This window comes from Terrabacter sp. BE26 (genome assembly GCF_041941675.1).
GTDB lineage: Bacteria > Actinomycetota > Actinomycetes > Actinomycetales > Dermatophilaceae > Terrabacter.
In genome coordinates this window covers 2,921,872-2,935,857 of the sequence record NZ_CP090122.1, presented here as the reverse complement: position 1 = coordinate 2,935,857, position 13,986 = coordinate 2,921,872, and the positions used below count along the sequence as shown (strand labels likewise).

Genomic DNA, 13,986 nt, shown 5'->3' with positions numbered 1-13,986 from the left:
TGGACCCCGGTTCAGCAGTGAGAAGGGAGGCCTCGGCATGGGGCGGGCACGGCGCGCGCGCAGGATCGCCCAGGCAGCGGCATACGGCGGCGGCGTGGGAGTGGCCGGCCTCGGCGCGCTCGGCGTCCTCGGCTACGGGCTCCTGCGCGCCGAGGCGGTGATGGCGCGCCGGATCGTCGGACAGCCCTTCGAGGGCGCGCCGTCGGACAGCGGGACCTACGGCTCCGGCTCGGGTGAGCCGCTGCGCTTCCTCGTGCTCGGCGACTCCACCGCTGTCGGGATGGGGGCAGACCACCCCCACGAGACGATCGGGGCCACCGTCGCGACCGCTCTCGCCGGCTACACCGGGCGCCCGGTCGAGCTGACGAACGTCGCCGTCATCGGCGCGGAGTCCCCTGGCCTCGACGAGCAGGTCGAACGGGCCCTTGCCCTGATCCCCTCCCCGCACGTGGCCGTCATCTCGATCGGCGCCAACGACGTGACGCACCGCATCGACAAGGCCCTGGCCGTGCGCCATCTCGGGAGGGCGGTGGGCCGGCTGCGCGAGGCCGGGGCCGAGGTCGTCGTGGGCACGTGCCCCGACCTCGGCGCCATCCAGCCGCTGCCGCAGCCGCTGCGCTGGCTCGCCCGGCGCTGGTCGCGCGACCTCGCCGCGGCCCAGACCGTGGCGGTCGTCGAGGCCGGTGGCCGGGCCGTGTCGGTGGGCGACCTGCTGAGCGAGGCCTTCTCGACAGAGCCGCACCTGATGTTCAGCAAGGACCGTTTCCACCCGAGCCCCGTCGGCTACGCACGGGTCGCCGCGGCCCTGCTGCCGACCGTGAGCGCGGCCCTCGACCTCTTCGGCGAGCGCAGCCGGCCGACCGGGCCCAACGCCTGGCGGGGCGAGGGCGTGCGCCCGCTGGCGGTCGCCGCCACGCGTGCGGTCACGCGCCCCGGCACCGAGGTCGCCCCCGCAGAGGTCGCGGGCAGGGCGCGGGGGGCTCGCGGACGCTGGGCGCTGCTGCGGCACCGCATCCGGCCGGCGCTGCCCCGGGCAGGATCGGCCGGCGAGCCGGCCACGGACGACGCGGCACGTCCAGGGCCCGCGCAGCCTGCGGCATACAAGGACGGTGGCGCGACCGCCCTGCGCTGAGCACCCAGTACGGGATCAGCCGAGGGACATGACCTGGCTCGCGGGGGGCGCCTTGATGCCGAGGTCCTCGTTCCACTTCGAGAAGTCGAGCTGGCCCGGGCTCGACGTGGAACCGGTGAAGCGCACCACCTCGAACTTGTCCTTGGACACGTAGAGCGCGCCCTCTCCCTTGCCCTTCTTGTCGGTGATGACCCAGCAGTCGACACTGCCGACCTTCTCGCTCCCAACGGTGCTGGACAGCTCCTGCGGGGTCACGGCACCGAAGGCCTTCTCGAGGAAGGACTTGAGGCTGAGGCTCTGCGTCATCGCGCCCGCGGACGCCGGGGCCTTGATGAACTTCTGGCCGGCACTCTGCACCTTCGCGGGAGCGCCCTGCTTCTTCCAGAAGGTCGGGTCGCCCTGGATGTAGACGCCGTCGCCCACGGAGATGACGCGGGCCTTGCCGTCGCCCTGCATCTCGATGGCGATGTCGGCGGTCTTGCCGTCGCTGGTGCCCTTGAAGTCGATGTTGATCTTCTTGCCGGCCTGGTCGACCTGGCCGGCGAAGGCGCCGGACTTCGCGGCGAGCGCGTTCGTCTTGGCCTTCTCGAGGAGGTCGGCCGCCCTCGCTGCACCGTTCGCGGCCGGCGCGGAAGCGCTGTCCGTCGTCGCGGGCGTCGAGGCCGAGGAACCCGCGCTCGCCGAGGAGCTCGCCGTGGTCGAGGAGCCGCTGGACGAGGGCGTGTCGGACTTGGAGCACGCGGCCGCGCCGAGCGTGATCGCGAACGCGCCGGTGACGGCGACGAGGCGCGTCGTGAGGTTCTTCATCTGGTGCGGCTCCCCTGGTGGTCGGTTCGGCCGGGCTCGTGTGGTGCGAGCCCCGGACCCGTGTCGCCACCGGGCGGCGACGACGACGCGGTCCAGACTAACCGTGCGCGCGCGGGCCAGAGACGCACGTCATGCCCGGCGCCCTGTCCAATCGGTGCGAGGACGTCCTACCATCGTGGGGACTGAGCAAGCGCTTAGTGGCCCGTTCGCCGTCGTCCGGGCCGAATGCCGCACCAGGAGATACCCGTGACCGAAGCCGTCATCGTCTCGACCGCCCGCTCCCCGTTCGGCCGGGCCTTCAAGGGCTCGCTCAAGGAGGTGCGCCCCGACGACCTCGCCGCCACCGTCATCCAGGCCGCGCTCGACAAGGTGCCCGGCCTCGACAAGAGCCTGGTCGAGGACCTCTACCTCGGCTGCGCCGAGCCCTCGGGGCGCCACGGCTCCAACATGGCCAAGGTCGTGGCCACCCTGCTCGGCATGGACGACACGCCGGCCGCCACGATCAACCGGTTCTGCGCCTCCTCCGCCCAGACCACCCGCATGGCCTTCCACGCCATCAAGGCCGGCGAGGGCGACATCTTCGTCTCGGCCGGCGTCGAGTGCGTCTCGCAGTACACCGACTGGGCCGGCGCCGGTGGCGCCAAGGAGGACCAGCAGAACCCGCGCTTCGCCGAGGCCCAGGCCCGAACCAAGCGCATCGCCGAGACCAATGAGACGTGGACCGACCCGCGCGAGGAGGGCCTGCTGCCCGACATCTACATCGCGATGGGGCAGACGGCCGAGAATGTCGCGACGGCATACGGCATCTCCCGCGAGCGCCAGGACGAGTGGGGCGTGACGTCGCAGAACCGCGCCGAGGCCGCCATCGGCCGGGGCTTCTTCGACTGGGAGATCACGCCGGTCACCACCCCCGACGGCACCGTCGTCACCAAGGACGACGGCCCGCGCGCCGGCGTGACGCTCGAGGCCGTGCAGGCGCTCAACCCGGTGTTCCGCCAGCAGGGCACGGTCACCGCCGGCAACTGCTGCCCGCTCAACGACGGCGCCGCGGCCCTGGTCGTCATGAGCGACACCAAGGCCAAGGAGCTCGGCCTCGAGCCGCTGGCCCGGGTCGTCTCGACGGCCGCCACCGGCCTCTCCCCCGAGATCATGGGCCTCGGCCCGGTCGAGGCGAGCAACCTCGCGCTCAAGCGCGCCGGCCTCTCGATCGGCGACATCGACCTCTACGAGATCAACGAGGCCTTCGCGGCCCAGGTGATCGGCTCGGCCGACCAGATCGGCATGGACTACGACAAGCTCAACGTCAACGGCGGCGCCATCGCCATCGGCCACCCGTTCGGCGCCACCGGTGCCCGCATCACCGGCACGCTCATCAACGCCCTGCGCGAGCGGGACGGCCAGTTCGGCCTGGAGACGATGTGCGTCGGCGGCGGCCAGGGCATGGCCGTCATCTTCGAGCGCCTCAGCTGACGCTCGGACAACCGAACCACGACGAGTGGGCACCTTCCCTGGCGGGATGGTGCCCACTCGGCGCATCAGGGTGCCGGCCCAACAGCACGCCAGGTGGCCGGTTGTTGCGGTCCGAGGGACGATCCTCCCGCAACAAGCCGCCAGGTGGCGTCGTGACGCGGTGGGATCGTGGGTCAGAGGGAGCGGCGTATGCCGGCCAGCTCGTCCGCGACCACGGCGGGGTCGGTGGCCGGCGCGGCCCGGAAGAGGTCGAAGACCATGACCGACAGCTGGTCCATCACCACGGCCGGCCCGAGGTCGGGCACCGGTTGCGGCGCGCCGCCGCAGGCCTGCGCCACGCGGTCGGCCAGGGACTGGACGAGGACACGCACGGACGGCATACGCGAAAGCGCCTGGTCGAGCGGCAGCTGGTGCCACCGCTCGACCACGCGCCGGAGCTCGTCGGACACCTCCTGCGGGGTCGGCGAACCCACGCCCGAAGGTGCCATCGGTGTCAGTCGCGCAGGCGCGCGAAGAGTCGGACGAACTCGATGTAGAGCCAGACGATCGAGACGATCAGGCCGTGGGCGAGCAGCCACGAGTACTTCCTCGGGGCGCCCACCTGGACGGCGCGGTCGATCGAGTCGAAGTCGATGGCCAGGGAGTACGACGCGAGCCCCACGCCGAGGACCGAGAGGATGAGGCCGAGGCCGCCGCTGCCGCCGAAGCCCCAGCCGCTGATGACGCCGGTCATGAGCAGCACGACCTGCAGCAGCGAGAAGATGCCGTAGCCGACGATGGCGAAGAAGAACATCCGCCGCGTCTTGTCGTTGACCTTGACGAAGCCGGTCGCGTAGCCGATGTACATCGCGACGAACACGCAGAGGGTGGCCAGCACCGCCATCTGCACGACGCCGTTGTACTTCGGGATCGAGGCGATGTACTGGCTGAAGGCGCCGAGGAAGGCACCTTGGAGCACCGCGTAGACCATGAGCAGCGGCACCGACACCTTCTTCATGAAGGCGATGGCGAAGCCCAGGATCAGCGTGCCGAACATGCCGCCGAGCCAGAACGGCAGCGTCATGTCGGAGTTGGCCCTGGTCCAGAACCACGAGACGCCGGCGACGGCGACCGTGACGACGAAGAGGGTGAGGCTCTTGACGACGACGTCGTCGACGGTGACCCGCCCGGTGTCGACCGGGCCGGCCGGCGCCCGGTTGTAGAGGTCATTGAGCTGGCCCGCTGTCAGGGTGTCCTGGGTCGCGTAGCCGGCGGCCGGCTGCTGCGGCCGACCCTGCGGCGAGCCGAAGCCGGCGTAGCGCTCCTTCTCGATCTGCTTGTTGAGCCGGTCGAAGACCGGGTTTCCACCTGCCATGTGAGTGCGCTCCTAAAAGCACTGGGTGCCACGACCCGCGAATGGGCGTGACGACTGTCCCCAAGGGTAAGCGAACGCACCCCTGCGGAAGGTTCCCGCGAGCAGGCGGCCGCGTCACCGCACTCGGGGTGCACGTGCGGGGAGCGGCGCGGGTAACGGCATACTGAGGGCCCCGCCCCCGTAGCCCAACCGGCAGAGGCAGGCGACTTAAAATCGCCAACGGTGAGGGTTCGAGTCCCTCCGGGGGTACGCCAGGGCCGTCGTGCGCCCTGCTGCTCGCGACGGCGGGTGGCGGCTTGCACCGGTCTGGCCGGGTCGTGCCCGCGCCTCGGGCGTGGCACGGCCCTCCGTCGGTCGCTGACCTAGAATGACCGCAGGAACGAGGTCCCAGGGGGAATTCGACGCGCCCTCCGCCGGATCGCGTCGCGCCGCCTGGCGCGGACGCACACCAGAACGAAGGAGCAGCGGGTGCTGGAGCAGCGTGTCGCCGCGGCGACGACGACGGCTCGTCTGCTCGTGCCCGGCGCGCTCGACTCCCGTGCCGTCGACCTCCGGGACCGCCTCGTCGCCTCCCTGGCTCGCACCTGGAGCGACCGGATGGTCCGCCGCGGCATGCTCGGCATGTCGCTCGTGGCCGCCGGCTCGATCAGCCCCGCCTTCCTGCCCGCCGACACCTTCGACCTGCCGGCCTCCCCCCTCATCGAGCGCTTCCACCTGGAGTGGCTCGGCAGCGGCCTCGGACGGGTGCTGACCACCGTCCTGCTCGCCGTCGGCATGGCGCTGCTCGTCGACGCCTGGCTGCGGATGCGGCCGGTGCACGGCCGCAAGGCACCGTCGCTGGCGTGGCTGCTGTGGAGCCTGCCGGTCATGCTCGCACCGCCGCTCTTCAGTCGCGACGCCTACAGCTACGCGGCCCAGGGCAAGATCATCTCCCGCGGGATGGACCCGTACGCCGTCGGCCCCTTCTGGGTGCCCGGGCCCTTCGCCGACCAGGTCGACCCCATGTGGAGGGACACCCCTGCGCCCTACGGCCCGCTGGCCCTGCAGGTGCAACACGTCGTCGTGAGCCTCTTCCCCGACAACGCGTACGTCTCGGCCGTCGCGATGCGGCTCCCTGCGCTGCTCGCGGTGGGGCTCCTCGCGTACGCGCTCCCCCGCCTGGCGGAGCGCTACGGCGTGAGCGGCCGGCACGCGCTGTGGCTGGGCGTGCTCAACCCCCTCGTCATGATGCACTTCATCGGCGGCGCGCACGGCGACGCCGTCATGGTGGCCCTCGTGACGCTGGCCCTGCTCCTCGCCAGCCGCGGCCAGCTCGTCGTCGCGTCGATGACCATCGCCGTGGCAGCCACGTACAAGCAGACCGCCGTGCTCGCGCTGATCGGGGTCGTCGGCATGGCCCTGCAGGCCCAGAGCGACCTGGCCCCCGGTGCGGCGTCGCGGCTGCGGGCGATGCTGCGCCACGGCGTGCTCCACGGCGCGGTCGTGCTGGGCACGTTCACGGCCGTCACCGAGGTCACCGGCCTCGGCTGGGGCTGGATCCCCAACCTCTCGGTGCCGGTCACGCTCCGGTCCCTGCTGTCGCCGCCGACCTTCGTGGGCAGCGCGGTCGAGTGGCTGATGCGGGTCGGCGGCATGCCCGAGAGCCTCTACTCCGCCCCGGTGCCGATCGCGCAGACGATCGGCCTGCTCGCCGGCGTGGCCGGCATCGTGTGGGTGGCCTGGCGGGTGGCGCCGCGCAACCCGGTGCTCGCGACGGCCGGGGCGATGCTCGTGCTCTGCGCCTCGGGGCCCGTCCTGCACCCGTGGTACCTCCTGTGGGGGGCGCTGCTGCTCGCCGCCGTGCGCCTCTCGGCCCGCCACGTGCGGGCGATCGTCTTCGTGACCCTCTTCTTCGTCACCTACGGCGTGGTCGACGCGACCGTCGTCAACGGCACGTGGGCGCTCGGGGTCTCGGCGGCGCTGTGGATGGCCGCCCGGCTGCGCGCCAACCGCCGCCGGGCCCAGGAGCAGGCGGACGAGCCGGTGCTCGCCGCCGCCACCTCGTCGGCCTGAGGGCCGGGACCGTGTGGCCGGAGCCCGCGGCCGTCCTCAGAGCGGCCGTCGCGCGACGCTGAGGGCGATGCCGTCGAGGATGTCGTGCTCGGAGGTGATGACCTCGGTGATACCCGCACGCTCGACGACGCGCTCGACGACCCGCCGCCACACCAGGGCGCCGGCGCCGATGACGTCGACGCGGCCCGGGTGCATGTAGGGCAGCCCGGCCCGGGAGGCCCGCGTCATGGCCAGGAGGTCGTCGCAGGCGACGACCATGTCGGCGGGCGCGGAACGTGCCAGGTGGATCCGGTCGGCATCGTATGCCGGCAGGCGCAGCAGGTGCGCCGTGATCGTCGTGACGCTGCCGGCCAGGCCGACGAGCGTGGCGACCCCGTCCAGGGGCACGGCGGACTCGGCGAGGTCGAGCGCCTCGTCGATGTCGCGGGTGGCGGCGGCGATCTCCTCGTCGGTGGGCGGGTCGCTCACGAGGTGGCGCTCGGTCATGCGCACGCAGCCGATGTCGACCGACCGGGCCGCCTCGACGTGGTCGGTGCCGCGCACGAGCTCGGTGGAGCCGCCGCCCAGGTCGACGACGAGGTACGGGCCGCCGACGCCCCCCGCAGCGAGCCCGCCGGTGGCGCCGGCGAAGGAGAGGGCCGCCTCCTCATCGCCCGAGACGACCTCGGGCGAGACCTCCCTGCCGTAGTGCTCGAGGAAGGCAGCGCGGACGCCCTCGATGAACTCGTCCGCGTTGCGGGCGTCCCGCGACGCGGACGTGGCCACGAAGCGGGCATCGGCGACGCCGAGCTCAAGGCACGCGGCGGCATACTCCTCGGTGACCGCGAGCGTGCGCGCCATGGACTCCGGCGCGATCACGCCGGTGCGGTCGACCCCGTGGCCGAGGCGAACGATCTCCATGCGGCGCAGCACGTCCGTGAGCGCGCCCGTCGCCGGGTCGACGTCGGCCACCAGCAGACGGATCGAGTTGGTCCCACAGTCGATCGCGCCGACGCGGGTGGTCGCGTCACCCATGCTGCGGCCCCTCCGCGTCGCCGTCGGACACCCGCTCGGCGGCGGCAGCGGCGTCCTCGGCGGCGTGCACGGCAGCGCACGAGGTGGGCTGCCACCAGTCGTCGAGCATGGCGAGGGCCTCGTCACCGAGGGGGTTCACCCCCGGCCCGGCGGCCAACGAGTGGGCCACCAGGACGTGCAGGCACTTCACGCGCGTCGGCATGCCCCCGGCGGAGACGCCCGCGATCTCGGGGACCTCCCCCAGCTCGGCGCGCCGCGCGAGGTACTGCTCGTGCGCCTCGGCGTAGGCGGCCGCGAGCCCCTCGTCCTGGCCGAGCCGCTCGGTCATCTCCTTCATGACGCCCGCCGTCTCGAGGGTGCTCACGGCACCCGTCAGCCGTGGGCAGGTGGCGTAGTAGGTCGTCGGGAAGGGCGTGCCGTCGGGCAGCCGCGGCTCGGTGCGCAGCACGTCCGGCTCGCCGCACGGGCAGCGGTGCGCCACCTCGACCACCCCACGGGGTCGTCGACCCAGCTGGCGCTCCACGGCGTCCAGGTCTGCGGCATCGACACCACCGGCGGGCGCGGGGCTGGACGGGGCGGGGTCGTTCACGCGGTGCTCACTTGGGACAGCTCACTTCGGGCTCGGAGTCGGTGGCTCGGCCGAGACCGCGAGTCACTTCGTGCGGGTGACACCCGCGGCCGGACGGTCGGCGATCTGGATCGACTGCCACACCTTGCCATACCAGGGAGAGGCGGCGTTGGCCATGGGTGCGGCCACGACCGGACGGGGGGCGGCCGGTGCGGTCCTGGCCTCGGAATCGCCGTCGATCACCGTGTAGGCGCGGTCGCCGACGCGGACGAACTTGAGGCGCTCACGCGCCTGCACCTCGATGTAGGCGGGGTCCTTCCACAGCGCTGCCTGGTGCTGCAGCTGCTGGACGGTCTCGCGCTGGGCAGCCACCTTGTCCGCCATGGCCGCCGCGTCGCCGCGCTGCTGCACGAGCGAGCGGAGGGTCGGCACGATCGTCACGGCCAGCATGACGAGGATGCCGAGCAGGATGGCACCGCGCACCCAGGCCGTGGAGGCGGACGGCGGCGTCGTCTGCGGCGTGCGGGGTCGGGCCGCGAGCGCCGGGCGTTCCTTGCCGGCACCGGGGCGGCTGGCCCGGACGGCACCGGGGCGCGCCTGCCCCGGTCGCGTCGCCGGGGAACGGCGCGCGGAGGGCGTCGGGCTCGCGGCCGACGAGCTGCGCGGTGCCGGCCGGGCACCGGCCGACCGCGCGCTCCCGCCGGGCCGGCCCGTCGAGGACGGGCGACCCGGGCGGGAGGGCGTGCGGTCGGCCACGTCGATCAGCCCTCGGCGCCGAAGCGACCGGCGTCGAAGCGGGGGAAGGCGCCGGCGCCGGCGTAGACGGCGGCGTCGTCGAGCTCCTCCTCGATGCGCAGCAGCTGGTTGTACTTGGCGACGCGCTCGGACCGGGCCGGTGCGCCTGTCTTGATCTGGCCGCAGTTCGTCGCGACGGCAAGGTCGGCGATCGTCACGTCCTCGGTCTCCCCGGACCGGTGGCTCATCATGCAGCGGTAGCCGTTGGTCTGCGCGAGGGTGACGGCGTCGAGGGTCTCGGTCAGCGTGCCGATCTGGTTGACCTTGACGAGCAGCGCGTTGGCCGTTCCGGTGGAGATGCCGCGGGCCAGGCGCTCCGGGTTGGTGACGAAGAGGTCGTCGCCGACGATCTGGACCCTGCTGCCGAGCAGCTCGGTCATGGACTTCCAGCCGTCCCAGTCCTCCTCGTTGAGGGGGTCCTCGATGGAGACGAGCGGGTAGGCGGCCACGAGCTCGGCGTAGTAGGCGACCATCTCGTCGGCCGACCTGCGGGCGCCCTCGAAGGCGTACGAGCCGTCCTCGTAGAACTCGGAGGCGGCCACGTCGAGGGCCAGGGCGATGTCGCGTCCGGGCTCGTACCCAGCCGCGCGGATGGCCTCGAGGATGAGGTCCAGGGCGGCACGGTTGGACTCGAGGTTGGGTGCGAAACCGCCCTCGTCACCGAGCCCGGTGGCCAGGCCGCGGTCGTGCAGCACCTTCTTGAGCGAGTGGTAGACCTCGGTGCCCCAGCGCAGCGCCTCGCGGAAGGTGGGCGCACCGATCGGCGCGATCATGAACTCCTGGATGTCCACGTTGGAGTCGGCGTGCGACCCACCGTTGAGGATGTTCATCATCGGGACCGGGAGCACGTGGGCGTTGGGGCCGCCGACGTAGCGGAAGAGCGGCAGGCCCGCGGACTCGGCTGCGGCGTGGGCCACGGCGAGCGAGACGCCGAGGATGGCGTTGGCGCCGAGGTTCTCCTTGTTGGCCGAGCCGTCCAGGGCCGTCATCTCCGCGTCGACGAGCCGCTGCTCGCTCGCGTCGAAGCCGACGAGCCGCGGGTTGATCTCCTCGATGACGGCGTCGACGGCCTGCTCCACGCCCTTGCCGAGGTAGCGACCCTTGTCGCCGTCACGGCGCTCCGCCGCCTCGAAGGCGCCCGTCGAGGCGCCGGACGGGACGGCGGCCCGGGCGAACGTGCCGTCGTCGAGGCGGATCTCGACCTCGACGGTGGGGTTGCCGCGCGAGTCCAGGATCTCGCGGGCGCCAATCTCCTCAATGCTGGCCACTTGGCTCTCCTGTGCAGTCGCGCTCGGGCATCCGCAGCGGTTCGCGCAGATGCGTCGATCGGGACGCACTGACACGCAGAGACCGTCGCGGTCCAGCGGCACACGACACATCCCGATACCGTCCGCAGCCTAGTCGCTACCCCGCTCCGGCTCCTTCACCGACGCGGCCCACACCCGATTCGCAGGCCATCGCGGCGAAGGTGAGCAAAACGTCGGCAGACATTCTGCGCACTGCGTCGCAAAGGGTTCAAACGCGCGAGCAGACTTTACAGTTTCTTGGCGTCAGCTCTCAGCGAGCGGACATACTCCGAAGTAGTCGCCGGGGGGTGGCACTTCATAGGGGTTTGCGGGGCCAGCGGGGGGTTGGTGCTCATGGGTCAGGTTGTCGGTCAACCGGGAACGATGCTCCTGGACCTGAACGCGAGGGTGGACGCACGACGAAGGACGGATCGAGCGCGGGGGGAGCGCCTGCTGCAGCTCGGTATCGCCGCAGGCGACGTCGTCCTCATCGGGGCGGCGACGTTCGTCGCCGCGCAGAACAACATCCGGGTGCCGGTCCTTCCGGTCACCAACGACATCAACACGATCGCCACCTCGCTGGGGCTGTGGATCGTGGTCGCCTGGATGCTCGCCAACGTCGTGCGGGGCACCTACGCGATGACGCACGTCGGGGTGGGCACCACCGAGTACGCACGGGTGCTGGGGGCGGCGGGCTTCACGGCCGGGTTCGTCGGCATCAGCAGCTACCTGACGAAGTTCGAGCTCTCCAGGGCCTTCTTCGTGCTGCTGTTCCTGGTCGGCGTACCGATGCTGCTCGTGTGGAGGTGGTCGGCGCGTCGCATCGTGAAGAGGCTGCGCGAGCGCGGATACCTGCTCACCAAGGTGCTCCTGTCGGGGTCGCAGGAGCGCATCGACGAGGTGGCCGCCGTGCTGCGCCGCGAGAAGTGGCTCGGCTTCCACGTCATCGGCGCCCTGGTGCCGTCGACGGCGTTCGTGAACACGACACCCGGTGGTGTGCCCGTCATCGGCTTCACGCACGAGACCGCGCAGAACGCTCTCGCTGCCGAGGCCGACCTCGTCCTCTTCGCCGAGGGGGCCTTCCCGGCGCCCGTCGACTTCCGGCGGATCGCCTGGGACCTCGAGGGCCACGACGTCCAGATGGCGGTGGTCCCCAGCCTCAGCGACATCTCCTCGGGCCGGATGGCCATGCGGCCGGTCGGCGGGCTGCCGCTCGTCCACGTCGAACCACCCCAGAGCCTCGCGGCCTCCCGCGGCCTCAAGCGCACCTTCGACCTCCTGGGCGCCAGCATCGCCCTGCTGCTCGCATCACCGGTCATGATCGTCTTCGCGCTGCTGACCAAGCTGCAGGACGGCGGCCCGGTGCTCTTCCGGCAGATTCGCGTCGGTCGGGACGGGCAGCTCTTCGAGTGCCTCAAGTTCCGAAGCATGGTGGTCGACGCCGAGGCCCGGCTCTCGAGCATCAGCCACCTCAACAAGAACGCCGGTGGAGTGCTCTTCAAGGCGGCGCACGACCCGCGGATCACGCGGATCGGTGCGGTCATGCGCCGGTTCTCCGTCGACGAGCTGCCACAGCTGATCAACGTCATCAGCGGGGAGATGAGCCTGGTCGGACCGCGGCCGGCCCTGCCGTCGGAGGTCCGTCGCTACGAGACCGACGTCCAGCGCCGCCTGCACGTGCGCCCCGGCCTCACCGGCCTGTGGCAGGTCTCCGGCCGCAGCGACCTGTCGTGGGAGGACACCGTCCGCCTCGACCTCTACTACGTCGACAACTGGTCGATCGTCCAGGACCTCACGATCCTGGCCCGCACCGTTCGGGCCGTGTTCGCCTCGCGCGGCGCCTACTGACACCCGGGTGCGCACCCCGGGCCCGCGGTGTGGGCACGGACCCCACCTCCGTGCCCACACCAGGCCCCCGGATGCGGGGTGGTGCGGCGGGTCAGTCCGTCTCGCCCGGTGACGCGACGTCGTCGTGCAGCCGCCGCAGCGTCGCACGCAACGCGGCCTCCGCGTCCACGCCCTCGGCGCGGGCGGCGAGGACCAGCGCGAGCAGCCGGGCGCCCAGGTCGTCACCCGTCGCGGCGGCGGCGACCACATCGCCGCGGCCAGCCTTCTCCAGCCGGGACACGACCTTGTCGGCCCGGGCGAGCGCCGGCAGGGCGGCGGGCACCCCGTCGAGCGGGTGCGAGCGGTGCGGCTTCTCCCCCGACTTGATGGCGTCCCAGTTGGCGGCCACCTGCTCGGCGGTCTCGGCGTCGACGTCGGCGAAGACGTGCGGGTGCCGGCGCACGAGCTTGTCGACGAGGCCGCCTGCGACGTCGTCGATGCCGAACGGCCGGCTCGGGTGCTCCTGCGCCACGCGGGACTGGAAGGCCACCTGCAGCAGCAGGTCACCGAGCTCCTCCTGCATGTGGGCCGGGTCGCCGCTCTCGATCGCCTCGACGGCCTCGTGGGCCTCCTCGAGCAGGTAGGGCACCAGGGAGCTGTGGGTCTGCTCGGCGTCCCAGGGGCAGCCTCCCGGCGAACGCAACCGGTCCATCACGGCGACGACGTCGAGCAGGCGCGCGCCCGGCACGTCGAAGGAGCCGATGAGCAGCTCGACGTCGGGCGGCTCGGGCAGGCGCGAGACCTCGACCGCGATGGCGTCGCTGAGCCCCGGGTCACCGTCGGACGAGCCGACCCAGACGACGTCGCCGGCCTCGGACGCCGCGACGAGGTCCCGCGCCAGCTGGGCCGGGTCGTCGGCCTCGCGGGCGAGGACGTCGAGGCCCGTCTCGACCACGGCGGCCACCTGCGGCTCGTCGGGACGCCCCCACACGGCATACGCCTGCTCGAGCGTGCGCCAGGCCTCGCGGGTCAGCAGTCCCGGCGCGATGCGTGGGGTGGTGACGAGCAGGACGACGCGGGCGCTCACGAGAGACGGGGGCTCGAGGCTACTGGGCGGTGGCCGGCGCCGGGTTGGCCCCGGGCTTGACCCAGTTGGGTGTCTTCTGGCCGATCGTGAAGTAGACGGGACCCTCGGCGGACTGCACGACCGAGCCGTACTTCGGGTTGACGCTGATGTGGGCCTTCTTGAGGTCGGCGCGGTAGGCGGCGACGTCGGCAGGCGTCATCTTCTGCGACTGGATGAGGGCGACCGCCTCCACGAACTGCTTCGTGGTGTCGGTGGCACCGGGGATGGACGAGATGACCGACGCGTACGTCTCGTCGGGCTGCCAGCTGCCCGACTTGCTGACCGCGTCCTTGAGCAGCGGTGCGGCGACGAGGGCGGTGACCACGATGTTCTCGGGGAAGTTCATCTTGGCGGCCTTGAGCTGGTCGTACGTCTGCTGGACGTCGGACTCGTGGATCACCTGGCCGTTGACGATGGCCGCGGCCTGCTGACGCTCCTCGAAGCCGCAGCCGCCGAGCAGCGAGACGGCGCCGATGGCGGCGACGCCGAGAACGGCCACGCGCTTAGCGGGTTGGGCAGACCAAGCCTTCACGAACTTCCTCCTCTGGCGGATGC

General features: G+C 72.0%; 13 protein-coding genes and 1 tRNA gene. 5 read left to right on the top strand and 9 right to left on the bottom strand.

Annotated features, from left to right (window positions below):
- The first annotated feature begins 37 nt into the window (after positions 1-37).
- Positions 38-1,132 (top strand): SGNH/GDSL hydrolase family protein, encoded by a 1,095-nt coding sequence (locus tag LQK93_RS13535; RefSeq protein ID WP_374968300.1) that lies wholly within the window; start codon positions 38-40, stop codon positions 1,130-1,132.
- Positions 1,133-1,147: 15 nt separating this feature from the next.
- Here the strand turns inward: LQK93_RS13535 and LQK93_RS13530 are convergent, their stop codons facing one another.
- A complete protein-coding gene (locus LQK93_RS13530; RefSeq protein WP_374968299.1) occupies positions 1,148-1,939 on the bottom strand; it encodes a hypothetical protein in 792 nt (263 codons plus the stop codon).
- A 246-nt stretch (positions 1,940-2,185) separates the two neighbouring features.
- On the opposite strand from LQK93_RS13530, the gene LQK93_RS13525 reads away from it, so the two are divergent.
- Positions 2,186-3,409 carry an acetyl-CoA C-acetyltransferase gene (locus LQK93_RS13525; RefSeq protein WP_374968298.1) on the top strand — a complete coding sequence of 408 codons (1,224 nt, stop codon included), beginning with the start codon at positions 2,186-2,188 and terminating at the stop codon, positions 3,407-3,409.
- A gap of 173 nt (positions 3,410-3,582) precedes the next feature.
- Here the strand turns inward: LQK93_RS13525 and LQK93_RS13520 are convergent, their stop codons facing one another.
- Complete coding sequence (locus LQK93_RS13520; RefSeq protein WP_374968297.1) at positions 3,583-3,897, bottom strand: hypothetical protein; 315 nt, start codon at positions 3,895-3,897, stop codon at positions 3,583-3,585.
- 5 nt (positions 3,898-3,902) lie between these two features.
- Positions 3,903-4,763: a Bax inhibitor-1/YccA family protein gene (locus LQK93_RS13515; protein ID WP_374968296.1), complete on the bottom strand. Its 861-nt coding sequence runs from the start codon at positions 4,761-4,763 to the stop codon at positions 3,903-3,905.
- Between the two features lie 174 nt (positions 4,764-4,937).
- Between LQK93_RS13515 and LQK93_RS13510 the strand changes: the two genes are divergently transcribed.
- Positions 4,938-5,012 (top strand) — tRNA-Leu (locus tag LQK93_RS13510).
- Between the two features lie 219 nt (positions 5,013-5,231).
- Positions 5,232-6,815 carry a polyprenol phosphomannose-dependent alpha 1,6 mannosyltransferase MptB gene (gene mptB, locus LQK93_RS13505; protein WP_374968295.1) on the top strand — a complete coding sequence of 528 codons (1,584 nt, stop codon included), beginning with the start codon at positions 5,232-5,234 and terminating at the stop codon, positions 6,813-6,815.
- Positions 6,816-6,851: 36 nt separating this feature from the next.
- Here the strand turns inward: mptB and LQK93_RS13500 are convergent, their stop codons facing one another.
- The 4 genes from LQK93_RS13500 to eno all read right to left on the bottom strand — a co-directional run bounded on the left by LQK93_RS13500 (position 6,852) and on the right by eno (position 10,460).
- On the bottom strand, positions 6,852-7,829 hold the full coding sequence (locus tag LQK93_RS13500; protein ID WP_374968294.1) for an exopolyphosphatase: 978 nt from the start codon (positions 7,827-7,829) through the stop codon (positions 6,852-6,854).
- On the bottom strand, positions 7,822-8,418 hold the full coding sequence (locus LQK93_RS13495) for a DUF501 domain-containing protein (protein ID WP_374968293.1): 597 nt from the start codon (positions 8,416-8,418) through the stop codon (positions 7,822-7,824). Before LQK93_RS13495 ends, LQK93_RS13500 begins: the two co-directional genes overlap by 8 nt.
- A gap of 63 nt (positions 8,419-8,481) precedes the next feature.
- On the bottom strand, positions 8,482-9,153 hold the full coding sequence (locus tag LQK93_RS13490; RefSeq protein WP_374968292.1) for a septum formation initiator family protein: 672 nt from the start codon (positions 9,151-9,153) through the stop codon (positions 8,482-8,484).
- A 5-nt stretch (positions 9,154-9,158) separates the two neighbouring features.
- Complete coding sequence (gene eno / locus LQK93_RS13485) at positions 9,159-10,460, bottom strand: phosphopyruvate hydratase (RefSeq protein ID WP_374968291.1); 1,302 nt, start codon at positions 10,458-10,460, stop codon at positions 9,159-9,161.
- 402 nt (positions 10,461-10,862) lie between these two features.
- Here eno and LQK93_RS13480 point away from each other — a divergent pair, with 402 nt between their 5' ends.
- Complete coding sequence (locus LQK93_RS13480) at positions 10,863-12,326, top strand: sugar transferase (protein WP_374968290.1); 1,464 nt, start codon at positions 10,863-10,865, stop codon at positions 12,324-12,326.
- Between the two features lie 91 nt (positions 12,327-12,417).
- Here LQK93_RS13480 and LQK93_RS13475 read toward each other — a convergent pair whose 3' ends face one another.
- Both LQK93_RS13475 and LQK93_RS13470 read right to left on the bottom strand, forming a co-directional pair.
- Positions 12,418-13,392: a MazG family protein gene (locus tag LQK93_RS13475; protein ID WP_374968289.1), complete on the bottom strand. Its 975-nt coding sequence runs from the start codon at positions 13,390-13,392 to the stop codon at positions 12,418-12,420.
- Between the two features lie 19 nt (positions 13,393-13,411).
- Entirely contained in the window at positions 13,412-13,930 is a 519-nt protein-coding gene (locus LQK93_RS13470; RefSeq protein ID WP_374968288.1) for a hypothetical protein, read from the bottom strand.
- Between the last annotated feature and the right edge of the window lie 56 nt (positions 13,931-13,986).

What these genes read in the sequence shown, in the direction of transcription:
- LQK93_RS13515 (WP_374968296.1), bottom strand. Translation starts at nt 4,763, where the DNA reads ATGGCAGGTGGAAACCCGGTCTTCGACCGGCTCAACAAGCAGATCGAG.
- LQK93_RS13535 (WP_374968300.1), top strand. Translation starts at nt 38, where the DNA reads ATGGGGCGGGCACGGCGCGCGCGCAGGATCGCCCAGGCAGCGGCATAC.
- LQK93_RS13480 (WP_374968290.1), top strand. Translation starts at nt 10,863, where the DNA reads ATGCTCCTGGACCTGAACGCGAGGGTGGACGCACGACGAAGGACGGAT.
- LQK93_RS13520 (WP_374968297.1), bottom strand. Translation starts at nt 3,897, where the DNA reads ATGGCACCTTCGGGCGTGGGTTCGCCGACCCCGCAGGAGGTGTCCGAC.
- LQK93_RS13530 (WP_374968299.1), bottom strand. Translation starts at nt 1,939, where the DNA reads ATGAAGAACCTCACGACGCGCCTCGTCGCCGTCACCGGCGCGTTCGCG.
- LQK93_RS13500 (WP_374968294.1), bottom strand. Translation starts at nt 7,829, where the DNA reads ATGGGTGACGCGACCACCCGCGTCGGCGCGATCGACTGTGGGACCAAC.